Annotated in this window: 20 protein-coding genes; 9 read left to right on the forward strand and 11 right to left on the reverse strand. The window is 66.0% G+C overall.

Going from position 1 to position 23,419, the window contains the following annotated elements:
* Nucleotides 1-110: 110 nt before the first annotated feature.
* Both AC1DEZ_RS24145 and AC1DEZ_RS24150 read right to left on the reverse strand, forming a co-directional pair.
* On the reverse strand, nt 111-1,265 hold the full coding sequence (locus tag AC1DEZ_RS24145; RefSeq protein WP_441513700.1) for an isobutyryl-CoA dehydrogenase: 1,155 nt from the start codon (nt 1,263-1,265) through the stop codon (nt 111-113).
* A 222-nt stretch (nt 1,266-1,487) separates the two neighbouring features.
* Nucleotides 1,488-2,984 carry a CoA-acylating methylmalonate-semialdehyde dehydrogenase gene (locus AC1DEZ_RS24150; protein WP_441513701.1) on the reverse strand — a complete coding sequence of 499 codons (1,497 nt, stop codon included), beginning with the start codon at nt 2,982-2,984 and terminating at the stop codon, nt 1,488-1,490.
* Nucleotides 2,985-3,107: 123 nt separating this feature from the next.
* On the opposite strand from AC1DEZ_RS24150, the gene AC1DEZ_RS24155 reads away from it, so the two are divergent.
* Nucleotides 3,108-4,037, forward strand: coding sequence for a LysR family transcriptional regulator (locus AC1DEZ_RS24155; protein ID WP_441513702.1), 930 nt, complete (start codon nt 3,108-3,110; stop codon nt 4,035-4,037).
* Nucleotides 4,038-4,233: 196 nt separating this feature from the next.
* Here the strand turns inward: AC1DEZ_RS24155 and AC1DEZ_RS24160 are convergent, their stop codons facing one another.
* From AC1DEZ_RS24160 to AC1DEZ_RS24170, 3 genes are all read right to left on the reverse strand, one after another.
* Nucleotides 4,234-5,544: a GGDEF domain-containing response regulator gene (locus AC1DEZ_RS24160; RefSeq protein ID WP_476780902.1), complete on the reverse strand. Its 1,311-nt coding sequence runs from the start codon at nt 5,542-5,544 to the stop codon at nt 4,234-4,236.
* Between the two features lie 90 nt (nt 5,545-5,634).
* Complete coding sequence (locus AC1DEZ_RS24165) at nt 5,635-6,639, reverse strand: ABC transporter permease (protein ID WP_476780903.1); 1,005 nt, start codon at nt 6,637-6,639, stop codon at nt 5,635-5,637.
* Between the two features lie 673 nt (nt 6,640-7,312).
* Complete coding sequence (locus tag AC1DEZ_RS24170) at nt 7,313-8,293, reverse strand: ABC transporter substrate-binding protein (RefSeq protein WP_441510726.1); 981 nt, start codon at nt 8,291-8,293, stop codon at nt 7,313-7,315.
* 232 nt (nt 8,294-8,525) lie between these two features.
* Between AC1DEZ_RS24170 and AC1DEZ_RS24175 the strand changes: the two genes are divergently transcribed.
* From AC1DEZ_RS24175 to AC1DEZ_RS24195, 5 genes are all read left to right on the forward strand, one after another.
* Nucleotides 8,526-9,908 (forward strand): ABC transporter substrate-binding protein, encoded by a 1,383-nt coding sequence (locus tag AC1DEZ_RS24175; protein WP_441510727.1) that lies wholly within the window; start codon nt 8,526-8,528, stop codon nt 9,906-9,908.
* Between the two features lie 182 nt (nt 9,909-10,090).
* The gene (locus AC1DEZ_RS24180) at nt 10,091-10,891 is read left to right on the forward strand and encodes a carbohydrate ABC transporter permease (protein ID WP_441511181.1); all 801 of its coding nucleotides are present in this window, start codon (nt 10,091-10,093) and stop codon (nt 10,889-10,891) included.
* Nucleotides 10,888-11,724, forward strand: coding sequence for a carbohydrate ABC transporter permease (locus AC1DEZ_RS24185; RefSeq protein WP_441510728.1), 837 nt, complete (start codon nt 10,888-10,890; stop codon nt 11,722-11,724). Before AC1DEZ_RS24180 ends, AC1DEZ_RS24185 begins: the two co-directional genes overlap by 4 nt.
* Before the next feature lie 203 nt (nt 11,725-11,927).
* Nucleotides 11,928-12,884: a transaldolase gene (gene tal / locus AC1DEZ_RS24190; protein ID WP_441510729.1), complete on the forward strand. Its 957-nt coding sequence runs from the start codon at nt 11,928-11,930 to the stop codon at nt 12,882-12,884.
* 388 nt (nt 12,885-13,272) lie between these two features.
* Nucleotides 13,273-13,869, forward strand: a complete 597-nt coding sequence (locus AC1DEZ_RS24195; RefSeq protein WP_441510730.1) for an HdeD family acid-resistance protein — start codon at nt 13,273-13,275, stop codon at nt 13,867-13,869.
* A 10-nt stretch (nt 13,870-13,879) separates the two neighbouring features.
* On the opposite strand, the gene AC1DEZ_RS24200 is transcribed toward AC1DEZ_RS24195, so the two are convergent.
* On the reverse strand, nt 13,880-14,401 hold the full coding sequence (locus tag AC1DEZ_RS24200; RefSeq protein WP_476780904.1) for a hypothetical protein: 522 nt from the start codon (nt 14,399-14,401) through the stop codon (nt 13,880-13,882).
* A 238-nt stretch (nt 14,402-14,639) separates the two neighbouring features.
* Between AC1DEZ_RS24200 and AC1DEZ_RS24205 the strand changes: the two genes are divergently transcribed.
* Together AC1DEZ_RS24205 and AC1DEZ_RS24210 are read left to right on the forward strand one after the other, a co-directional pair.
* The gene (locus AC1DEZ_RS24205; RefSeq protein ID WP_441510732.1) at nt 14,640-15,206 is read left to right on the forward strand and encodes a YceI family protein; all 567 of its coding nucleotides are present in this window, start codon (nt 14,640-14,642) and stop codon (nt 15,204-15,206) included.
* Nucleotides 15,203-15,763 carry a cytochrome b gene (locus AC1DEZ_RS24210; RefSeq protein WP_441510733.1) on the forward strand — a complete coding sequence of 187 codons (561 nt, stop codon included), beginning with the start codon at nt 15,203-15,205 and terminating at the stop codon, nt 15,761-15,763. Before AC1DEZ_RS24205 ends, AC1DEZ_RS24210 begins: the two co-directional genes overlap by 4 nt.
* Here the strand turns inward: AC1DEZ_RS24210 and AC1DEZ_RS24215 are convergent.
* The 5 genes from AC1DEZ_RS24215 to amaB all read right to left on the reverse strand — a co-directional run bounded on the left by AC1DEZ_RS24215 (nt 15,760) and on the right by amaB (nt 22,257).
* Nucleotides 15,760-16,266 (reverse strand): hypothetical protein, encoded by a 507-nt coding sequence (locus tag AC1DEZ_RS24215; RefSeq protein WP_441510734.1) that lies wholly within the window; start codon nt 16,264-16,266, stop codon nt 15,760-15,762. The genes AC1DEZ_RS24210 and AC1DEZ_RS24215 overlap by 4 nt on opposite strands.
* 98 nt (nt 16,267-16,364) lie before the next feature.
* A complete protein-coding gene (locus AC1DEZ_RS24220) occupies nt 16,365-18,041 on the reverse strand; it encodes a thiamine pyrophosphate-binding protein (RefSeq protein ID WP_441510735.1) in 1,677 nt (558 codons plus the stop codon).
* A 72-nt stretch (nt 18,042-18,113) separates the two neighbouring features.
* Nucleotides 18,114-19,304 (reverse strand): CaiB/BaiF CoA transferase family protein, encoded by a 1,191-nt coding sequence (locus AC1DEZ_RS24225; protein ID WP_441510736.1) that lies wholly within the window; start codon nt 19,302-19,304, stop codon nt 18,114-18,116.
* Nucleotides 19,305-19,413: 109 nt separating this feature from the next.
* Complete coding sequence (locus AC1DEZ_RS24230; RefSeq protein ID WP_441510737.1) at nt 19,414-20,610, reverse strand: acyl-CoA dehydrogenase; 1,197 nt, start codon at nt 20,608-20,610, stop codon at nt 19,414-19,416.
* 129 nt (nt 20,611-20,739) lie between these two features.
* The gene (amaB, locus tag AC1DEZ_RS24235; RefSeq protein WP_441510738.1) at nt 20,740-22,257 is read right to left on the reverse strand and encodes an L-piperidine-6-carboxylate dehydrogenase; all 1,518 of its coding nucleotides are present in this window, start codon (nt 22,255-22,257) and stop codon (nt 20,740-20,742) included.
* Nucleotides 22,258-22,498: 241 nt separating this feature from the next.
* On the opposite strand from amaB, the gene AC1DEZ_RS24240 reads away from it, so the two are divergent.
* Complete coding sequence (locus AC1DEZ_RS24240) at nt 22,499-23,413, forward strand: LysR family transcriptional regulator (protein ID WP_441510739.1); 915 nt, start codon at nt 22,499-22,501, stop codon at nt 23,411-23,413.
* Nucleotides 23,414-23,419: the final 6 nt, after the last annotated feature.

A 23,419-nucleotide genomic window follows, 5' to 3' on the forward strand; every position in this document is an offset into this window, starting at 1 on the left:
CTCTCCCTTCGCTCGTCGTCATGGTCGGCCTTGAGCCGACCATCTCGGAAACCAGTTCTGGTCACGAGATCCTCGGGTTTGCGCTTCTCTCCCGAGAATGACGTTTTCTCTCAATTGCCCTTCGCCCGGCCGACCAGCCCGCGCGCCACGATCATCCGCATCACCTCGTTGGTGCCTTCGAGGATCTGGTGGACGCGCAGGTCGCGGACGATCTTCTCGATGCCGTAATCGGCCAGGTAGCCATAGCCGCCATGGATCTGCAGGGCATCGTTCGCTACTTCGAAGCCGGTATCGGTGGCGACGCGTTTGGCCATGGCGCAGAGCTTGGTCGCGTCCGGCGTCTTGGCGTCGAGCGCAGCCGCGGCGCGCCAGAGGAAGCTGCGGGCCGCCTCCAGCTCCGTCGCCATGTCGGCGAGCTTGAACTGCAGCGCCTGGAAATCGGCGATGGCCGAGCCGAAAGCCCTGCGCTCCCTGGCATAGCTCAGCGCCTTGTCGAGTGCTCCCTGAGCGCCGCCGATCGAGCAGGCGCCGATATTGAGCCGCCCGCCATCGAGCCCGGCCATGGCGATCTTGAAGCCGATGCCCTCCGGGCCGAGCCGGTTGGCCACCGGCACGCGGCAGTTCTCGAAGATCACGGCGCGCGTCGGCTGGGCGTTCCAGCCCATCTTCTTCTCATTGGCGCCGAAGGAGAGGCCGGGCGTGTCCTTCTCGACCACGATGGTCGAGATGCCCGAAGGGCCGGATTCGCCGGTCCGCGCCATCACGACATAAACGTCGGAGACCCCGGCGCCCGAGATGAACTGCTTCTGGCCGTCAAGGACGTAATGGTCGCCGTCCAGCACAGCCTTGGTCTTCAGAGCGGCGGCGTCGGAGCCGGCGCCGGGCTCGGTCAGGCAATAGCTGGCGAGATGCTCCATGGTGCAGAGCTTCGGCAGGAAGCGCTGGCGCTGCTCGTCCGAACCGTAGCGGTCGATCATCCAGGCGCACATATTGTGGATCGAGATATAGGCCGCGACCGTCGGGCAGCCGGTCGAGAGCGCCTCGAAGATCAGCGCCGCATCGAGCCGCGAGAGGCCGGAGCCGCCGACATCCTCCTGAATGTAGATGCCGCCCATGCCGAGTGCGGCGGCCGCGCGCATCTCCTCGACCGGGAAATGCTTCTCCTCGTCCCAGCGCGCGGCATGGGGCGCCAGCGTCTCGGCGGCGAACTCCTGGGCCATGTCGCGGATGGCGACCTGGTCTTCGGTGAGAGCAAAGGCGTTCAAGGCTGGCCCTCCTGATCAGTGAGATAGTCCCGACGCATCATCGCGCGCAATCACGACGAAAGGCCGGGCCTGTTCGCGTCGGATCGGAGCGAGGAAGGGCTGTCGGCGGATCGCGATGCGCCGGCAGCATTGATGGCGGGCCTGCTCGCGCGAAGGTAGGCGGGGAGCGAGGTTGCGGTGATCCGCAGCATTCGCTCCATCGCCCCCTCCGCCGGCCGTGCGTCAGTTCATCGTCGGGATGACGAAGCTGGCGCCGTCCTTGATGCCGCTCGGCCAGCGCGCGGTCACCGTCTTGGTCTTGGTGTAGAAGCGGATCGAATCCGGGCCGTGCTGGTTGAGGTCCCCGAAGGCGGAGCGCTTCCAGCCGCCGAAGGTGTAGTAGGCGAGCGGCACCGGGATCGGCACGTTGATGCCGACCATGCCGACCTGCACCTTCGAGGCGAAGTCGCGCGCGGCATCGCCGTCGCGGGTATAGATCGCGGTACCGTTGCCGTATTCGTGGTCGTTGGTGAGCTTCAGCGCCTCGTCATAGCTGTCGGCGCGGACGACCGAGAGTACCGGCCCGAAGATCTCTTCCTTGTAGATCCGCATGTCCTTGGTGACGTTGTCGAACAGGCAGCCGCCGACATAGAAGCCGTTCTCATAGCCCTGCATCTTGAAGCCGCGTCCGTCGACGGCAAGCGTCGCGCCTTCCTGCACGCCGATGTCGACATAGGACTTGATCTTCTCCATCGCCGCCTTGGTGACGACCGGGCCGTAATCGGCCGTGAGATCGGTCGAGGGGCCGACCTTGAGGCTCTCGACGCGCGGGATCAGGCGCTTCACCAGCTCGTCGGCGGTGGCCTTGCCCACGGGAACCGCGACCGAGATCGCCATGCAGCGCTCGCCGGCCGAGCCGTAGCCGGCGCCGATCAGTGCGTCGACCGCCTGGTCCATGTCGGCGTCGGGCATGATGACCATGTGGTTCTTGGCGCCGCCGAAGCACTGCACCCGCTTACCGTTCGCGCAGCCGCGAGCGTAGATGTATTCGGCGATCGGCGTCGAGCCGACGAAGCCGACGGCCTTGATTTCGGGATGGTCGAGGATGGCGTCGACCGCCTCCTTGTCGCCGTTGACGACGTTGAGGATGCCGGGAGGCCCGCCCGCCTCGACGAAGAGCTCGGCCAGGCGCATCGGCACGCCGGGATCGCGCTCCGAAGGCTTCAGGATGAAGGCATTGCCGCAGGCGATGGCGGGGCCGAGCTTCCAGAGCGGAATCATCGCGGGGAAATTGAACGGCGTGATGCCGGCGACGACGCCGAGCGGCTGGCGCAGCGAGTAGATGTCGATGCCGGGGCCGGCGCCGTCGGTGAATTCGCCCTTCATCAGGCTGGGAACGCCGAGCGAATACTCGACGACCTCGACACCGCGCTGGATGTCGCCCTTGGCGTCGGGAATGGTCTTGCCGTGCTCGCGGGCGAGCAGCTCGGCGAGCTCGTCATTGTTCTGGGCGATGAGGTCGAGGAACTTCATCAGCACGCGGGCGCGGCGCTGCGGGTTGACCGCGGCCCATTTCGGCTGCGCCTCGGCGGCGTTCCTGACGGCAGCATCGAGCTCGGTGGCGGAAGCGAGCGCGACCTTGCCGATCACGCTGCCATCCATCGGCTGAAAGATGTCGGAGCTGCGCCCCGAGGTGCCGGCGACCTGCTTGCCGCCGATGAAATGTCCAACCTGACGCATGGCGCCCTCCCTACGAATTGCTGGTGTCGTGATCTTGCTGACTCACTACCATTCTCGTTTGCGCACGACTATAGCGATAGTGGAACGTAGGTCGTGCGAAAACACAAATACAGGGAGGGCGCCTTGGAGCGATTCGACTGGGACGATCTGCGCTTCTTTCTCGCCGTGGCGCGCTCGGGGCGCCTGACGGCAGCGGCCCGCCGGCTTGGAGCGGATCATGCCACGGTCTCGCGCCGCATCACCTCGCTGGAGGAGGCGCTCAAGGCCAAGCTCTTCGAGCGCCGGCCGCAAGGCTACACTCTGACCGCTCACGGCGAGCGCCTGCTCGCCAAGGCCGAGAGCATGGAGACCGAGGCGCTCGCGATCCAGAGCGATATCGGCGGCGCCGACATGGCCTTGTCCGGCACGGTCCGGATCGGTGCGCCCGATGGCTTCGGCACCGCCTTCCTGGCGCCACGGCTGGCAACCTTCGCGAAATCCTATCCCGGGCTGGAGATCCAGCTGATCGCCATGCCTCGCCTGCTTTCGCTGTCGAAGCGCGAGGCCGACGTCGCGATCACGCTGGCCCCGCCCAAGGAGGGCAAGGTCGTCGCTCGCAAGCTCTCCGACTATCGTCTCGGCCTCTACGCCTCGCCGGAATACCTGGCGTCGATGCCGCCGGTGACCGCACCGGAGGATCTCTTCGAGCACCGTATCATCGGCTATATCGACGACCTGATCTTCTCGCCCGAGCTCGACTATCTCGACGAGGTCGCCAAGGGCCTGCGCGCCCATGTCCAGAGTTCCAGTGTCATCGCGCAGATGAATGCCGTGGTGGCGGGCGCCGGCATCGGCGTGATCCATCATTTCATGGCGGAGGGCGAACCGCGTCTCGTGCCGGTGCTGCCGGCGACTGTGCAGATCACGCGCTCCTTCTGGCTGCTCGTCCACGCCGATCTGAAGGATGTCGCTCGCGTACGCGCCATCGTCGACTTCATCGTGCGCGAGGCGAAAACGTCGCGGACGTTGCTGATGGGCGAGCAACGCGTGGAACACCGCGCAGCCGCCGAATAGCGGGCGCGGGGAGCCGCACGGATTTTTCAGTGGTCGTCCGACGGCACGAGAGGCCGGCCGCAGCGGTAGGCGTCGCGGAAACGATCGGACGCGATCAATTCGGCCAGAGCCGGCAAGCTCCTTCGCGACACCGGGCGCGAGGGCTGCCGGCGCGTCGTTACGCCGCCTGAAGCGAACGATCCTTCACCGGGTCGCCTTATTGAGAGGCGGTCGGCCTGGGCTCGCAAGCGTCGGCGCAGACCCGGTTCCGGCCGTTCTGCTTGGCGAGATAGAGCGCCCGGTCCGCCACGCAGAGACAGGCGTCCAGCTCGTCCCCGGCACCGATCTGGGCCACACCGAGCGAAACCGTCAGGGCGAGTGTTTCGTTGTCGACGACGAGGGGCTCGCGAGCGATGGCCTCCCGGATATCGTCGCAGAGCCGGGTGGCCTCGGCGAGCTCCGCGCCCGGGAAGAGAATGGCGAATTCCTCGCCGCCGATGCGGGCAAGCAGGTTGAAGCCGCGCTCGGCGGAGGCGCTCAGGCCACGTGCCACGGTTGCCAGCGCCCTGTCGCCGCCATCATGGCCGTAGCGGTCGTTCAGGCGCTTGAAATGGTCGATGTCGAGGATGGCGATCGAGACAGGCAGGCCCATCTCGCGCGCCTCGTCCACCAGCGTCCGGCCGCGCTCGAAGAAATGACGGCGATTGAACAGGCCGGTCAGGAAGTCGCGCGCGGCAAGGTCCTGCAACTGCCTCAGCTGCGTCAGCGTCTCGACATTGGAGGCGATGCGGCACTGCAATTCCTCGAGCACGAAGGGGCGCGAGACGAAATCATGGGCGCCTGCCTTCAGGAAGCCGGCGGAGGTCTTGCGGTCGGTCGAGGACGAGATGCCGAGAAGCCGCACATGCGGATGGAGGCGCCGGATGCGGCGCGCCAATTCGAAGCCGTCCATATCGGGCATGTAGTAGTCGCTGACCACGAGCTGGATGTCCGGATTGGCTTCCAGGATCGTCAGTGCCTCCTGTCCGGAGCCGGCCTCGACCACCGCATATTGCTGGATCGCGAGCATCCGGGCCAGCACCTTGCGGGTCGTGCGTGTGTCGTCGACGACGAGGATGCGGGTGTTTCGGTTGTTCAGCGCCCTTTTGACCGTGTTGACGAGATTGGGAAGGGCAAGTTCGTTGTCTTTCAGGACGTAGTCGATCACCTCCCGCTCCATGATCCGCCCGCGCGTGGTGAGATCGAAGGTGGCGGTGAAGACGACCGAGGGAATGCCGTGGGTGACCGTCCAGTCGAGCGCCTCGCCGCGGGGGGCATCGGGCAGGTTGAGATCGACGACCGCGATCGCGTAGGCAGCGGGGGCTGCGACGATGATCTCGCTGAGCTCCTTGAGCGAGCCGCAGGTCGTGACGGGCAACCCGGTCTCCGCTTCGAGAAACTGACGTAGCGCGAGCGAGAAGGTCCGGGAGTCCTCGATGACGAGAATCCTGCGGTCGTCGATGGTCGGATCTTGTCTGGACTGAAGCATCGGAAGAGCACCCATGCTTCATCTAGGGCGTCCTCAAGTTTAATTTTCCGTCACGGCCAGGCTGCGACTGCGTTGCCCTGCCGCGGTGTCCTAGAGGCGCCAGGGCAGGATGTTTTGGGGCAAGTGCCGCCCGAGCAGGTCGAGGGTCAGCATCGCGATCAGGATGATGGCGGAGGCGCTGACGGCGACGGCCGCCGCTTCGCCGGCGAGACCCGCCTCCTTGAGGCTGAACAGCACGACGCCGAGCGTCTCCGTGCCGGAGGACCAAAGCAACGCCGAGACGGTCAGTTCGTTGAAGGCGACGAGGAAGACCATGAGCGCCGAGACGGCCGCTGCGGGGGCCAGGATCGGCGCCACGATGAAGCGCAGCATCTGCCAGAGACTGGCGCCGTCGAGCTTCGCCGCCTCCTCGTGATGCGCCTCGATCTGGGCCATGGCTGCGACCGGCGCCTTCAGCGCCAGCGGCAGGAAGCGCGCGAGATAGGCGAAGAGGATGATGAAGGGCGTGCCGTAGATGCTCACGCCGATCAGCGGCAATGGCTTCAGGAAGATCAGGATGCAGGCGATGGCGAGGACCACGCCCGGCAGCGCATAGGGCAGTTCGATCATGAGTTCGATCGGGCGCCTGAGCTTGCCCATTCGCCGTTCCAGCGCATAGGCGAAAGCGATTGCGACGAAGGCCAGGATCACGGCGGCCGCGCCGGCGAAGAGCAGCGAATTGCGGAAGGCGCGAATCGTCACGGCCTGCCTGAACAGTACCTCGCTGAATTTGTCGAAGGTCAGCGTCTGCCAGGACAGCGCGACGCCGAGCGCCGGCGTCAGGGCCTCGCTGAGCAAGGCGAGCAGCGGCAGGCCCAGTTTCAGCGCCAGCAGCAGCCAGAGTCCGGCCGCAACGAAGGGCCGGGCGGCACCGAGGTGCCAGAACGGTTCCAGCGGGCGCTCGATCTCGACCTTGCCGCGCTGGCGGCGGGCGACCAGCGCGCCCGCGACGATGCCGAGCGCCGCCACGACGCCGACCAGCACGGCGAGCGCCGCCGTCTCGCCGAGGCTCGACGGCCCGAAGCTCGACAACCGGCGATAGATCAGCGTCGGCACGTAGCACCGGGACGACGATCCGCGCCGTGATGGTGGCGTTCGAGGCACCCTCCATCTGCGCGGCCTCGATCAACGATTGCGGGATGCTACGCAACCCCGTCCAGAGCGTGATCGCGACCAGCGGCGCATGGTGCAGGGCCATCACCAGGATGATGCCACCACGGCCAAGCAGCGGATTCGGCGTGCCGGGCGCAGGCGCGAGGCCGATCAGCGACAGGATCTGCGAATTCGGCGCGAGCAGGCTGAGGAAAGCGAGCGCGGCCACCTGCGGCGCGATCATCATCGAGAAGACGAAGAAGAAGGCGAGGGGGCGCTTGCCGCGCACATCGGTGACGCCGAGCGCCAGCGCGACGATGCCCCCGACCAAAAGAGCGCCGAGAGCGGAGAGGCAGGCGGTTTCCAGCGTATGCCAGGTCGCTGCGACGGCGGATCGGCTCGCCATCTCGGCGAAGGCGGCGTCCGGCGCGAATTGCCAGCCGGGAGCGAAGGCCGCCACGACGAGCCGGAAAAAGGGCAGCCCGCCGAGCAGCAGCGCGACCGCAACGACGAGTGCCGGCAGGCCGAGGCCGTCCGGCAGCTGCAGCAGAGGCGGGGCCGCAAGCGCGGGCTCCCGCTTCGTGTTTTGGTCGATGGCCAGCGTCATGGCGCCGGCGCCCTTAGCATGGAAGCGACCTTACTCGAAGATCGAGCTGAAGCGCTTGCGCGCCGCGGCTTCGTCGGCGAGCGCCTTGGCGGCGTCGAACGACATCAGCTTGATCGCGCTGCGGGCGGGATAGCCGGCCGGGAGGGCGACATCGGGATGGGCCGCGACATAGCCCTGCTTCAGCGCGAGCTCCTGGCCGTCCTTCGACAGCAGGAAGTCGATGAAGGCCTTGGCGGCCTCTGGATTCTTCGTGCTCTTCAGGATCGCGACCGGCTCGCTGACGGCGGAGACCCCCTCGCTCGGGAACACGAACTCGACCGGCGCGCCCTTGGCCTTCTCGCGGATCGGCATGAAGTCGACGATCATGCCGTAGAGCTTCTCGCCGGTGGCGACCTGGCGCAGGATATCGCCATTGGCGCCGGCGGCCAGCGTGCCGTTCTCCTTCAGCTTCTCATAGAAGCTCCAGCCGTCCTTCAGGTTGCTCGTCAGCGTGATCGTGTGGATCAGCGCCGCGCCGGAGTTCAGCGGGCTCGGCATGGCCAGCTGGTTTTTGGCTTCCGGCTTGGCGAGATCCGCCCAGCTCGTCGGCTTCATCGCCGCCTTGGTGTTGTAGACGATGCCGGTGGTGATCAGCTTCGTCGCGAACCACATCTTCTTGGGATCATGGACGCCGGCCGGATAGGCGGAGACATCTGCCTTGTCGTGGGCGAGCAGCCGATCGTCCTTCTTGAGGCCTTCCATCGTCACCGAATCGGCGATGAGGAGTACGTCGGCCTGCGGGGCGCCGGCCTCGAACTCGGCCTTGAGCTTCGCCATGATGCGCGGCGTTCCGTCGCGGACGAAGGTCACGTCGACCTTCGGGTATTTCGCCTTGAAAGCGTCGATCGTCTGCTGGGCGTCGGTGTTCGGCTGGCTGGTGTAGAGCACGAGCTTGCCTTCGGCCGCGAGCGCGCCGGATGCGGTGGCAAGGCCGGCCGCAATGATGAAGGCGTTCAAGGCCTTGCGCTGCATGGAACTCTCCGTCTCTGAATCGCGATTGCGAGATGGCGTTGCGCGTAGACTGTACAGATGACGGTTCGGTGAAAGCGGACCGCAAGTGGGCGCGCGGACCCGCCTGGATCGGAATTAAAAATACTATTTGGAGACCGGCGGGCCGGCTTGTTTCCTCCTGGGTTTTTCGATTAGGGTCGCCGCAAGGCGATTAAAACGTCGGATTAAAACGGTTTAAACGGGAGGTTATCTGATGAAATTGGCTCGTCATCTCGCCCTGGGAACGGCTGTGGCCGCGGTTCTCGCAGGCTGGTCCGGCGCGGCTTCGGCGCAGGAAGTCCTGACCGCCTGGTTCACCAAGGGCTTCTACAAGGGCGAAGACGACGCGTTGCTGGCGGTCGTCGACAAGTTCCAGAAGGCGACGGGCGTCAAGGTCGAGCTCTCGCTCTATGCGACCGAGGACTGCGTCACCAAGTCGGTTGGCGCCGTCGATGCCGGCACGCCGCCGGATGTCGGCTTCTGCACCACCTATGATTTCCGCACGACCGGCAAATGGGCCTATGACGGCAAGCTCGAGGACGTCTCGGACGTGCTCGAGCCGCTGAAGGCCGAGATCCAGCCGATGGCGCTCTCGACCACCTTCCTGATGAACGGCAAGGCCGGCAAGAAGTCATACTATGCCTTCCCGGTCGAGCAGCAGATGATGCACATCACCTACTGGAAGGACATGCTGGAGGAGGCCGGCTTCAAGGAGGCCGACATCCCGAAGACCTGGAACGGCTACTGGGATTTCTGGTGCGACAAGGTGCAGGGTTCGCTGCGCGCCAAGGGCAAGCGCATCTACGGCATTGGCCATCCGATGGGCATCGCCGCCTCCGACACCTTCTACTCCTTCCTGACCTTCGCCAACGCCTATAACGCCAAGGTCGTCGACGAGAACGGCAAGATCGTGCTCGACCAGCCCGAGAACAAGAAGGCGATGGTCGAGGCGGTGAAGTCCTACGCCAACATCTTCCAGCGTGGCTGCACGCCGCCGTCCTCGGTCAACTGGCTCGACCCGGACAACAACGTCGCCTTTCACAACCGCACCACCGTCGCCACGCACAACGCCACGATCTCGATCGCCGGCAAGCACATGGACGACATGAACAACCCCTCGCTCACGGCCGAGCAGCGGGCGCAGGCCAAGAAGAACTACGAGGACAACATCCGCACGGCCGAGTTCCCGCTCAAGGCCGACGGCAGCAAGATGACCAACCTCGCCGCGGTCAAGACGGCGGTGATCTTCGCCGATGCCAAGAACAAGAAGCGCGCCAAGGAATTCATGGCCTTCTTCATGAAGGACGAGAACCTGCGGCCCTTCGTCGAAGGCTCGGCCGGCCGCTGGGTCCCGACGACGCTGAAGGGCATCGAGGCGCCATTCTGGTCTGACGGCAAGGACCCGCACCGCGCGGTCGTCTACAAGCAGTACAAGGACGGCACCGTGCCGTTCCAGTTCGTCTACAACTACAACTTCACGACCGTGAACGCCGAGAACGTCTGGGCCAAGGCCGTGAATCGCGTGGTTCAGGACAAGATCCCGGCTGAGCAGGCCGTGGACGAGATGATTGCCCGCATCAAGCAGATCGCGGGCTGACACCCGCGTCCGCTTCGCTTGCCTCCTCGATCCGCCGCGGCAAGGATTGCCGCGGCGGATCTTTCACCGGGTGACAATTCCAGGGAGAGTCCATGAGCACTGCCACCATGACAGCGCCGATTTCGGCACCGCGCGAGGATAAATCGGGCTTCACGCGCGACCGCGCGATCTGGGGTTTGATCATGCTGGCGCCCTATGTGCTCGTCTTCGCTGTGATGGTGGTCTACCCGGTTGGCTATGGCCTCTGGCTCGGCCTCAACTGGAATTCCTACAAGGCGCTCTTCGCCGATCCGATCTTCCTGCGCACTGTCGTCAACACGGTCATCTTCCTGTTCGTGGCGGTGAATCTGAAGTTTCTGATCGCGCTCGGGCTGTCCGGCTTCTTCGTGCAGCAGCGGGCCTGGATCCGCTTCGTGCTGGTGTTGTTCATCCTGCCCTGGGCGGTGCCCTCGATCCCGACCATCCTGTCCTTCCGGGTGATGCTGAACCCGGAGAACGGCCTGGTGAACCAGCAGCTCTTCCAGTGGTTCGGCGTCATGGAGGGGCCGGGCTGGCTGACCGACCCGACGCTCGCCTTCGCCATGTCGATCGTCGTCCACATCTGGAAGTCCCTGCCGTTCTGGACGCTGATCCTGATCACCGGCCGGCTCGCCATCGCGCAGGACCTCTACGAGGCCGCGAGCGTCGACGGCGCCAATCGCTGGCAGCAGTTCCGCTTCATCACCTGGCCCTCGCTGGCGACGCTCTACATCACCTCGACCATGCTCTCGATGATCTGGACGCTGGGCGACTTCAACAGCGTCTACCTGCTCAACAGCGGCGGCCCGGGTGATCTCAATCACGTCCTCTCGACGCTCGGCATCCGCTATATGCGCAACAACAATCTCGATCTCGGCATCGCCTCGATCATCGTCGCCATGCCGCTGATCCTGCCGATGGTCTTCGTGATGGTGAAGCGCCTGTCGAAGGGAGCAGACGCATGAGGAAGTTCCTCGACGAAGGCAAGCTGATCCTGATCGCGATTCCCGTGCTGATCTGGACGCTGCTGCCGATCTACCACCTCTTCGTTCTGTCGATCTCGAACCAGGAATCGATGCTGGCCGGCAAGCTCTGGCCGGACAATCCGACGCTGCAGAACTTCCAGATCGTCTTCAATCAGCAGCACTACTACCTGCATAATTTCTGGCGGCAGCTGTTCAACAGCTTCTTCATCGCGATCGCGACGGGGACGATCACGCTGTTCGTCGCGACGCTGGCCGCTTTCGCCATCGCCCGGCTTAAAGTGAAGGGCGGGCGCACGATGATGAATCTCGCGCTTGCGACCTATCTCATTCCAGCCGCCTTCCTCGCCATACCCATGTACAAGGCGATGGGCTCCTACGGGCTGCTCAACACGCAGGCCTCGCTGATCCTCGCCATGGTGGCGCTGGCCTCGCCCTATGCGATCTGGGTTCTGAAGCAGGCCTCCGACAAGTTGCCCAAGGAACTCGACGAGGCCGCGGTGATGGACGGCGCCACCTCGCTCCAGCTCTTCCGGCTGGTCTATCTGCCGCTGATGAAACCCTCGATGGTGGTGATCGGCATCTACGCGCTGCTGCTGGCCTGGAACGAGTATCTCTACGCCTTCCTGCTGCTTTCGTCGGAGAAGGCGGTGCCTCTGGCGGTGGGCCTCGGTCTCTTCCTCTCGGCTGACGATGCGCCCTGGAACCTGCTTATGGCGGCGGGCCTGCTCTACGCCATCCCGCCGGCGGTGATCTATTACGGCTTCCGCAAGAACATGGTTGCCGGCCTGACATCGGGCGCGGTGAAGAGCTGAGTGCTCGGTTGCCGACGCCCGTCATTCCCGGGCGCGGCGAAGCGGAGACCCGAGAATCTCCCGAAAGAGATGCTCGGGTCGAGCCCGAGCATGATGGGAGCCGGCCATGCATGGCCGAATTGCTTCGCCCCTCTCGCAATCGTGCCGAACAGGCGTCACATTGCAGGCGTTAGCCTGACGAAGACGATTTCCAGGAAAAGACGATGACCGCTTCCAAGCTCGACCAGCTCCGCGAAATGACCACCGTCGTCGCCGACACCGGCGACATCGAGGCCGTGCGCCGCTTGAAGCCGGTCGACTGCACCACGAATCCGACCCTGATCCTCAAGGCCGTCGAGACCCCGGCCTATGCCCATCTCGTCGACGAGGCGATCGGCTGGGGCAAGAGGCAGGGCAGTGGCGAGAAGGCGGTCCATGCCGTCTGCGATCGCCTCGCCGTGACCTTCGGCACCGAACTGTCCAAGATCGTGCCCGGTCGCGTCTCGACCGAGGTCGATGCCGATCTCTCCTTCGACACGCAGGCGAGCATCGAGAAAGCCCGTGCCATCATCGCCGCCTACAAGGAGCGCGGCGTCGGCAAGGACCGTATCCTGATCAAGGTCGCCTCGACCTGGGAGGGTCTGCAGGCGGCCAAGGTGCTGCAGGGCGAGGGGATCGACTGCAATCTGACCCTGCTCTTCGCGCTGCCGCAGGCGGTTGCGGCGGCCGATGCCAAGGCCTTCCTGATCTCGCCCTTCGTCGGGCGCATCCTCGATTGGCACGTCAAGGCCGGCGGCGGTCCCTACACCGCCGAGACCGATCCCGGCGTCGTCTCGGTTCGGTCGATCTATGCCTATTACAAGACCTACGGCATCGACACGGTGGTGATGGGGGCCTCGTTCCGCAACACCGGCGAGATCGAGGCGCTGGCCGGCTGCGACCGACTGACCATCGGCCCAGGCCTGCTCGATGAACTTGCCGGCGCGACCGGCGAGTTGCCGCGCAAGCTGAAGCCGGACGCGCCCGGCAAGGCCCCGGAAAAGCTCGTGCTCGACGAGAAGGCCTTCCGCTTCGCGATGAATGAGGACGCGATGGCGACCGAAAAGCTGGCCGAGGGCATCCGCGGCTTCGTCAAGGACCTGCGCGGCCTGCGCAAGCTCGTCGCCGAAAGGCTCGGCTAAAGCCGTCATGCCGGAGCGGCGGATCGCCGCCGTCACCGGCCGCTCCAGGGGGATCGGCGCCGCGGTGGCGGACCGGTTGAAACAGGACGGCCTGACACCGTAATCTGGGACATCGCCTCTCCGTGGAGACGGTCGCGGCCATGGTGGCCAGAAGCCCGCTGAAGCGGCTCGGGGCCGTTTCGGAGCGGGCCGGGGCCGGCCGCCCGGCTTGCGAGCGAGCGCTGCAGCTTCGCGACCGGTGCGGTGTTCGGTCTTTCGGGCGGGCGCGCCACCTACTGACGCCGGGCTTGCGTCAGATCATTGACGCAACCGCTGCGTGGGTTTCTCATACGCGCCGTCGAACGAGGTAGCCCGGCTGTCGCGGCTGCCCGGAATGGAGTCGGTCGCCATGAGCACACCGTCTGGAGTCTCCAACCCTCCCTCTCTCGGTACGCATCTCATTCCGCTCCGGCGTAGCTGGGGCTGGTTGATGGCGGAGGGGATCATCCTCATCATCCTCGGCGTTCTCGGCCTCGGCGCCGTGGCGCTGCTCAGCCTCGCCAGTGCCATCTGGTTCGGCGCCATGATCTTTGTCGGCGGCATCGTCGTGCTGATCGACGCCTTCCGCCATCAAGCCTGGAAAAGCCGCCTCTGGCACATCCTGATCGGCGTGCTCTACGTTGCGGTCGGTGTGATGACCTTCGTCAATCCGCTGGTCGCCACGGCGTCGCTGACCCTTCTGGCCGGTGCGGCTCTGGTCGCGACGGGCGTGCTCCGTCTGATCATGGCCTTCCAGAACCGGGAGCTGCCCTATTGGGGCTGGGTCGCCTTCTCGGGCGCGCTCTCGCTGCTGCTCGGCGGCATGATCCTGGCGCAATGGCCCGCGTCTAGCCTCTGGGTGCTCGGCACCTTCCTGGCGATCGAGCTGATCTTCCAGGGCTGGGCGGCGATCGCACTGGCGCGCGCCATTCGCTCGACCTTCGACGGTGTCCGCTCGAAGGCCTGATGCAGCAAGGTCAGGGCAGGGCGGGTTCGCGTTGCGCCGCCGGCTGAGCCAGCGAGATGTCGGCGGGGCTGGGCGGCGCGTCGCGGAAATCGCGGAAGAAGCTGCGGCCGCCGGCCGCGGCTGCCTGCAGTTGGCCCTTCCAGCTCTTCTCGCCGGGCTTGCCGCCTAGCGCGGTAAAGTCCCCGTCGATCATGTGATCGCTGTCGCGGCCCTGATAGACCAGCACGCCGCGCGCCGTGACGACCACATCGCCGCGGCGCAATGTCGGGTCCTTCAGATACCAATCGGGGTCGCGCTGGGGGTCGAGCTTGACCACCGGCGGCTTCGGCTTGGAGGCGACCTCGGCCGAAGCGCGTTTCCGGTGAGGCTTCACGGTGACGCTCAGCGGATCATAGGGCTCGTATTCGATCACCGGGCGGGGTCTCGGCCGCCCGAACAGGGCGTTGGCCAGATCGTCGAGCAGGCCGGCGGCGCCCGCCGGCATAGTGGCGGCGATAGTCGCCACGGCTGCGACACACACGACTTTACGCAACCGTCTTGCCATCTCGCCGGCCTCCCTGCCGGAACAACAACTGACGACTCTCCGCAAAGTTTCAACGACACGACACGGGCGCGCTTAACGACTGGTCAAGCGCCCGCGCCCGCGCGAAGGCGCCGTCAACCTTGATAGATCGATCTTGAATCACCTTTCCGTGTTCCGGCTCACGCGGCCATGGCATTTCCTTCAAGTTGGCGGATGGTCGCTTCTTCTCCGGCAGCTTCCGGGTGCCATGATGATCAGGATTCGTGCCTTCGCTTTCGCCGCCCTGCTGGCCGCATCGCAGGCTCAGGCCCAATCCACTTGGACCTTCGATCGCGGTGCGACCGAAGTTGGCTTCATCGGGCACCGTTTCGGGGCCGTGGTCACGAATGGGCGCTTCGAGCGCTATGACGGCAACTTCGCCATCGATTTCGACCATCCCGAGCGAAGCCGCGTCCGGGTGACGCTGGAGACCGCGTCGATCAAGGCGGGCTCGCCATTGGTCGACGGCTTCATCGCCGGGGAGAGCATGCTCGATGTGGCTCACTATCCCGTGGCGAGCTTCGTTTCCGAACACGTTTCGCGCACAGGCGAGAACAGCCTCGACATCCGCGGCAGGTTGACGATCAAGGGCGTGACGCAGCCTTTCGACGTGAGGGCCACCGTGGATGGTGATATCGAGCGGGCGAGGCGCGGCGAAATGCTGCCTTTCCAGGCCAGCGGCAGTTTCCTGCGGCCGGTCTACGGTATCGGCCGCGACGTGAACGTCGTCGACGATCGCATGGAGATCGTCATCAGAGGGCGCCTGAAGCGATGAGCGAGCCGGCCCGCTGGCATCCGGCCAGTGTCGTGCTGCACTGGCTGACGCTGCTGCTCGTGCTGTTCCAGTTCTGGATATCCGGCCCGATGCGGGACGAGAGCCGCGACCTCATCGCCCGCTTCGAACTCTATCAGCGGCACAAATCCGTCGGGCTGACGATCGCGCTCTTCGTGGTGCTGCGTCTCGCGCTGCGTCTGGCTGTTCCGCAGCCGGAGTCGTTCGAGAAAAACCGGTGGTTACGCGCCGCGGCCGGCACTGTCCACGCCGGGCTCTATCTTTGCCTGCTGGCACTCCCGGTCACCGGGCTGCTCATGGCGGCAGCCGCTCCGATCCAGATCCCGACACTCTATTTCGGGCTGTTTCCGGTGCCGCACCCGATCGGTCCGAACCCCGCCATCTACAAGCAGATGCTTTGGCTGCACGATCAGCTCGGCAACATCCTGATCGCTCTCGGTACTGCACATGTGGCGGCTGTGGCCGTCCATATGCTGCTCTGGCGCGATGGCCTGCTTGGCCGGATGTGGTTTGGCCGCGTTGATGGCCGAAATGTCTAGCGGGCCGTCGCCTGGTTGTTTTCGCCGGCTTCGGTCGTCGCGGCTCCCGCCCTGACCGGGTCGCTATGGAACATGTTGCGGCCGCCGGCGGCTGCGGTCTGCAACGTCTGCTTCCAGCCCTTGGGGTCGCTGCCGCCCAGGGTAACGAAATCGCCGGGATGCGTCGCATCGCTGTCGCGGCCTTGATAAACCAGTACTCCGCTCGCGGTGACGACAATATCGCCCCGCCGCAGCGTCGGGTCCTTCAGGTGCCAGTTCCGGTCGGTCTGCGGGTCGAGCTTGACGACGGGCGGCTTCGGCTTTGACGCTGGCTCGGACGCACGCTGACGTGGCTTGGCCCGCGGCGCTTCGTCGAATTCATAGATCGGCGAGGCTCGCAGGCGCGGCGGGCCGAAGATCGCCCGCGCCAGATTGTCGAAGAAGCCTGCGGCCTCCGCACCAGGCGCCGCCGCGATGGCGGCCAAAGCCGCCATCCCGAATCGGATCGCAAATCCGTGCTTCATCGCCGAGCCCTCCGCATCGTCGTTTCCTCAACGACGGTTGGTCGCGAAAGGTTCGGCTCCGGTTCAGGCGCAGTGGCGAATTTCTCGCTTGGGCGCGATCAGCGCTTGCCCTGCGCGGCGAAGGCCTCGGCCCGGATCGTCGAGAGCGACTTCGCCGGGGTGATCGCTTCCGGGTCGAGCAGGCAGTGGATGATCGCGGGCTTGCCGCTCTTTACCGCCCGTTCGAAGGCCGGCGCGAACTCCGCTGTCGTTTCGACGCGCTCGCCATGGCCCCCGAAGGCCCTGGCATAATCAGCGAAATCGGGATTCTTCAGCGTCGTTGCCGAGATGCGGCCCGGATAGTGCTTCTCCTGATGCATGCGGATCGTGCCGTACATGCCGTTGTCGACCACGACGACGATCACGGGCAGGTCGTATTGCACGGCCGTCGCGAAATCCTGGCCGTTCATCAGGAAGCAGCCATCGCCGGCGAAGGCGATGACGGTCCGCTCCGGGAAGATCTGCTTTGCGCCGATCGCCGCCGGCACACCGTAACCCATCGAGCCCGAGGTCGGCGCAAGCTGCGTCGCGAACTTGTTGAAGCGGTGGAAGCGGTGCACCCAGGTGGCGTAGTTGCCGGCGCCGTTGCACATGATCGCGTCGTCGGGCAACTGGCTCCTCAGCCAGCGCACCATCTCGCCGGGGTGGAATTCTCCCGGCACCGGCGCTGGCTGCTCGCTCCAGGCGATATAGGCCTCATGCGCGGCCGCGCTCGCGCCAGCCCAGGCCGGAGCCTTCGGCGGTTCGATCGTCGCCAGCGCGGCACAGAAGCCAGCGGGCGAGGCGTTGATCGCCAGTGTCGGGCGATAGACCCGGCCGAGCTCTTCCGGGTCGGGATGAACATGCACCAGCGGCCGGCCCGGATTGGGAATGCCGAACAGGCTGTAGGACTGGCTCGGCATCTCCGAAAGGCGGCCGCCGACGAGCAGGACGAGGTCGCTTTCCTGGATACGGGCCAGCAGCTTCGGGTTCGGGCCGATGCCGAGATCGCCTGCGAAGTTCGGATGATCAGCCGGGAACAGCATCTGCCGCCGGAAGGATACCGCAACCGGCAGGTCGAAACGCTCGGCGAAATCCTGGAAATCGGCGATCGTCTCTGGGCTCCAGCGCGAGCCTCCGAGGATCGCGATCGGCGACTTGGCCGCGGCGAAGCGCTTGGCGAGATCGTCCATCTGCACCGGCGAAGGGTGCTGCTCGGTTATGCTGTAGGGCTCGGCGTCGGCGACATCCGCGAGATCGGTCAGAACGTCCTCGGGCAGCGCGATCACCACGGGACCGGGGCGGCCCGAGGTCGCGACATGGAAGGCGCGGCTGATGATCTCCGGGATGCGCGCGGCATCGTCGATCTCGGTCGCCCATTTCGTCATGGTGCCGAAGACGGCGCGGTAGTCGAGCTCCTGGAAGGCCTCGCGCTCGCGCATGCCGCGTTCGATCTGGCCGACGAAGAGGATGAGCGGGGTCGAGTCTTGATCGGCGATATGGATGCCGGGCGAGGCGTTGGTGGCGCCGGGGCCGCGCGTCACGAAGCAGATGCCGGGCTTGCCGGTGAGCTTTCCGACGGCCTCGGCCATCATGCAGGCGCCGCCTTCGGCCCGGCAGATCGTGACCTTCATCGAGGCATCGTGCAGCGCGTCGAGCACGGCGAGATAGCTCTCGCCCGGCACGCAGAAGGCGTCGGTGGCGCCATGGATCAGAAGCTGGTCGACGAGGATCTGCCCGCCGGTACGATTAGCCATGTTCGCTGCCCTTTTTCGAGCCCTCATCCTTCGAGACGCCGCATCGCGGCCCCTCAGGATGACGGCTGAGTGTCATGGTGCCGTGGAGACTCCGCCCCAGGCCGGATCGTTCAAGATGTCGTCTTCATGTTCGCCGAGCCGCGGACTCGGCCGGCTTGCCACCTGCCGCACACCGTTCATGACGATGGGCGAGGCGACGGTCGGAATGCTGCCCGCCTTGGCGGCTGCGCTCGGCAGCGCGACGTTGACGCCGCGTGCGATCACCTGCGGATCGTCGAAGACCTCGCCGATGTCGTTGATCGGCCCGGCGGGAACGCCGACCTTCTCCAGCGCCGCCAGCAGATCGGCCTTGCCGTAGCGCTGGCAGAGCGCGTGCAGCCGTGCGGTCAGTGCGATCCGGTTCTTCACCCGCGACTTGTTGTCGACATAGTCGGGGTCGTCGGCCAGGGCCGCATCGCCCAAAACGTCGCAGAGCTTGCGCCACTGGCCGTCATTGCCGGTGGCGATGATGATGTGGCCGTCTGCGACCGGGAACACGTCGTAGGGCACGATGTTGGGGTGGGCGTTGCCGAGCCGCGGCGGCGGGCTGCCCGAGACCAGATAGTTCATCGCCTGGTTGCCGAGTACCGCGACCTGCGAGTCGAGCAAGGCGAGATCGAGCGTCGCGCCTTCGCCCGTCGCGTCGCGCTGGCGCAGCGCGGAGAGGATGCCGACAGAGGCATAGAGCCCGGTATAGATGTCCGCGACCGCATAGCCCGCCTTCATCGGCGCGCCCGCAGGCTCGCCGGTGATCGACATCGCCCCGCCCATGCCCTGGACGAGGAAGTCGTAGCCGGCGCGCGGCGCATAGGGGCCGTCCTGCCCGAAGCCGGTGACCGAGCAATAGACGAGGCGCGGGAATTCCTTGCGCAGCGAGGCCGCGTCGAGCCCGTATTTCTGCAGGCCCCCGACCTTGAAGTTCTCGATCACCACATCGGCATGCGCGGCGAGCCGCCTGACCAGAGCTTGTCCTTCTGGCGTGCGGAAGTCCGCCGTGATCGAGCGCTTGCCGCGATTGGCGGCGTGGAAATAGGCGGCTGAGAGATGCTCTTCACCGGTGCCCTCGACGAAGGGCGGGCCCCATTTGCGGGTGTCGTCGCCCTCGGGCGCCTCGACCTTGACGACGTCGGCGCCGAGATCGGCCAGGAGCTGGCCGATCCAGGGGCCTGCGAGGATGCGCGCGAGTTCGAGGACGCGCAGGCCGGCGAGGGGAGGGGTCGTCATGGCGGGTTCGACTCGGGCGTCATGGTCGGGCTTGACCCGACCATCTCCGGGGGAGGTTCGCATGGGACGAGATGCCCGGGTCAAGCCCGGGCATGACGCCTGACGGCGCTCAGAAGAACGCCTGCAGGCCGGTGATGGCCCGGCCGAGGATCAGCGCATGGACGTCATGCGTGCCCTCATAGGTGTTCACCGTCTCGAGGTTCGCCGCGTGGCGCATCACCTGATACTCGATCTGGATGCCGTTGCCGCCATGCATGTCGCGGGCCTGGCGGGCGATATCGAGCGCCTTGCCGCAATTGTTGCGCTTGACGAGGCTGATCATCTCGGGGGCCATCTTGCCCTCGTCCATGAGCCGGCCGACGCGCAAGCTGCCCTGCAGGCCGAGCGTGATCTCGGTCAGCATGTCCGCGAGCTTCTTCTGATAGAGCTGCGTCTGGGCGAGCGGCTTGTTGAACTGCTTGCGGTCGAGCCCATACTGGCGGGCGCGGTGGAAGCAGTCCTCGGCGGCGCCGAGCACGCCCCAGGAGATGCCGTAGCGGGCGCGGTTGAGGCAGCCGAACGGGCCCTTCAGGCCCGAGACGTTCGGCAGCAGGTTCTCCTCCGGCACGATGACGCCGTCCATGACGACCTCGCCGGTGATCGAGGCGCGGAGCGAAAGCTTGCCGCCGATCTTCGGCGCCGAGAGACCCTTCATGCCCTTTTCGAGGATGAAGCCGCGGATCTGGTTGTCATGCGCTGATGACTTCGCCCAGACGACGAAGACGTCGGCGATCGGGGAGTTCGAGATCCACATCTTCGAGCCGCTCAGCTTGTAGCCGTCGGCGACCTTCTCGGCGCGGGTCTTCATGCCGCCGGGGTCGGAGCCGGCGTCCGGCTCGGTCAGGCCGAAGCAGCCGACCCACTCACCGCTGGCGAGCTTCGGCAGGTACTTTTTGCGCTGCTCCTCGCTGCCATAGGCATAGATCGGGAACATCACCAGCGAGGACTGCACCGACATCATCGAGCGGTAGCCGGAGTCGATGCGCTCGACCTCGCGGGCGACGAGCCCGTAGGAGACGTAATTCGCGCCGGCGCAGCCATATTCCTCGGGGACGGTGACGCCGAGCAGCCCGAGCTCGCCCATCTCGTTGAAGATGGAACGGTCGGTCTTCTCGTCGAGATAGGCGTCGTGGATGCGCGGGGCGAGCTTCTCCTGCGCGTAAGCGCGGGCCGTGTCGCGGATCAGCCGCTCGTCCTCGGTGAGCTGCTCGTCGAGCAGGTAGGCATCGTCCCAGGTGAACTCAGCGAGCTTGTGGCTGCCGGCCATGGTCTTCGTCTCCCTCATCGTCTGGCCGTCATGGTCGGGCTTGACCCGACCATCTCGAAAACCAGCATCTTCTCGTCATGAGATTCTCGGGTCACCGCTATCAGGCGCCCGAGAATGACGGCTTATGCCTCACGCATCCACGTCGAAGCTGACGCCCTGCGCCAGCGGCAGCGTGGTGCCGTAGTTCACGGTGTTGGTGGCGCGGCGCATATAGGCCTTCCAGGCGTCGGAGCCCGCCTCGCGGCCGCCGCCGGTCTCCTTCTCGCCGCCGAACGCGCCGCCGATCTCGGCGCCCGAGGGGCCGATATTGACATTGGCGATGCCGCAGTCGGAACCCTCGTCCGAGACGAAGAGCTCGGCCTCGCGCATGTTCAGCGTGAAGATCGAGGAGGACAGGCCGGCGCCGACCGCATTCTGGATCGAAATCGCCTCGTCGATGGACTTGTACTTCATCACATAGAGGATCGGCGCGAAGGTCTCGCGCTCGACCGGGCCGCACTGGCTGGGCATCTCGACCAGCGCCGGACGGACATAGAAGCCCCCAGTGCCGACATCGACCTTCTCGCCGCCATGGACCTTGCCGCCCTCGGCCTTGGCCTCGGAGAGCGCCTTCTGCATGCCCTGATAGGCGGCCTCGTCGACCAGCGGACCGACCAGCACGCCGGCCTCGCGGGGATCGCCGATCTTCACCGAGCCGTAGACCTTGGCGAGCTTCGGCACGAGCGCGTCATAGACGCTCTCATGCACGATCAGGCGGCGCAGCGTGGTGCAGCGCTGGCCGGCGGTGCCCATCGCCGCGAAGGCGATGCCGCGCAGCGCGATGTCGAGATCGGCCGAGGGAGCGACGATCGCGGCATTGTTGCCGCCCAGCTCGAGGATGGCGCGGGCGAAGCGAGCCGCCAGCTTCTGGCCGACTTCCTTGCCCATGCGGGTCGAGCCGGTGGCCGAGACGACCGGGACGCGATGGTCCTGGACCAGGATGTCGCCGAGTTCGCGGCCGCCGATCAGGATCTCGGAGAGGCCGACGGGGGCCTCGGGGCCGAAGCGCTTCATCGTCTTCTCGACGATGGCCTGCACGGCAAGCGCCGTCAGCGGGGTCTTCTCGGAGGGCTTCCAGACGACGCTGTCGCCGCAGACGAAGGCGAGCGCCGCGTTCCACGACCAGACCGCGACCGGGAAGTTGAAGGCCGAGATCACGCCGCAGACGCCGATCGGGTGCCAGGTCTCCATCATCCGATGGTTCGGGCGCTCGGTGGCGATGGTCAGGCCGTAGAGCTGGCGCGACAGGCCGACGGCGAAGTCGCAGATATCGATCATCTCCTGGACCTCACCGAGGCCCTCGGAGGTGACCTTGCCGGCTTCGAGCGTCACCAGCAGGCCGAGATCGGTCTTGGCGGCGCGCAGCTCCTCGCCGAGCAGGCGCACGAACTCGCCGCGCCGCGGCGCCGGCACCTTGCGCCAGGCGAGATAGGCGGACTGGGCCCGGCCGATCGCGGCCTCGGCTTCGCCCGGGGAGGTCTCGCGCAGGGTTACGACGGTCTCGCCGGTGATTGGCGAGCGGGCCGAGAGGCCGGCATCGGCATAGGCACTCTCGGAGACGCCGAGGCGCTTGAGCAGGGCGAGCGTGTCGTTAGGGAGAGAGGTCATGTGTCTGCCTGTTCGCCGATGCCAGTGAACCACAGCCCTCATCCTGAGGAGCGCCGAAGGCGCGTCTCGAAGGATGTTCCAGTGAGCGGCGTCTTCTGGAGCATCCTTCGAGGCGCAGGCTGGCGCCTGCTCCTCAGGATGAGAGCTCGGGAGACCGTGGTCGCCCTTTGGTCGCGGAGAATGCCCCCTTTCCTATCGCTGGGGCAACCGATATGTTCTCACCACTTGGTGAGTTCTAATCATGGACGATGTTCTGATCCCCGGCCGCCTTACGGTGCCATCGCTGTCCGCGCTCGCGGCCTTCGAGGCGGCGGCCCGGCATGGCAGCTTCACCCGCGCGGCCGAGGAGCTGAATCTGACGCAAGGAGCCGTCAGCCGGCAGGTTGCCCATCTCGAAGGGGCGCTTGGCGTCAGCCTGTTCGAGCGCATCAAGAAGCGCGTCAGCCTCACCGCCGCGGGCGCGGCCTATGCCGCGGAGGTGCGCGAGGGGCTGTCGCGGCTCGCCGCCGCCACCGTCTCGACGATGGCTTTTCGGGGCGCGGCCGGCGTGCTCAACCTCGCCATCCTCCCGACTTTCGGCACCCGCTGGCTGATTCCGCGTCTGCCGCGCTTTATCGAAGCCCATCCCGGCATCACCATTAATTTCGCTACCAAGCTCGTGCCCTTCGACTTCACGCGCGAGCCGCTCGATGCCGCCATCCATTTCGGCGACCCGGTCTGGCCCGGTGCCCGGCTGCACCGGCTGATGGGCGAGGAGATCGTGCCGGTCGCTTCGCCCGCCCTTGTCGCGCGCTTCGGCCTTGCAGAGGCCGCCGATATGCTTAAAGCGCCGCTATTGCAGCAATCGACACGACCGCGCGCCTGGGCCAACTGGCTGGAACAGCAGGGCCTGCCGCCGCAGCGGGCGCTGATGGGGCCGCGCTTCGAGCAATTCGCCATGGTTTCGCAAGCGGCGGTGGCGGGCCTGGGCCTCGCCATCGTGCCGCGCTTCCTGGTCGAGGAGGAATTGCGCTCGGGCGCGCTCGTCATCCCGGTCGACCGCTCCCTGGTCGGGCAGGAAGGCTATTATCTCGTCTATCCCGAGGAGAAGGCGGGGCTGCCGGCCGTCGCCGCCTTCCGCGATTGGCTGCTGGCGGAGTGCGCGCCCGCACCCTGACCCTCT

This window comes from Allobosea sp. 10L422 (assembly GCF_056395345.1).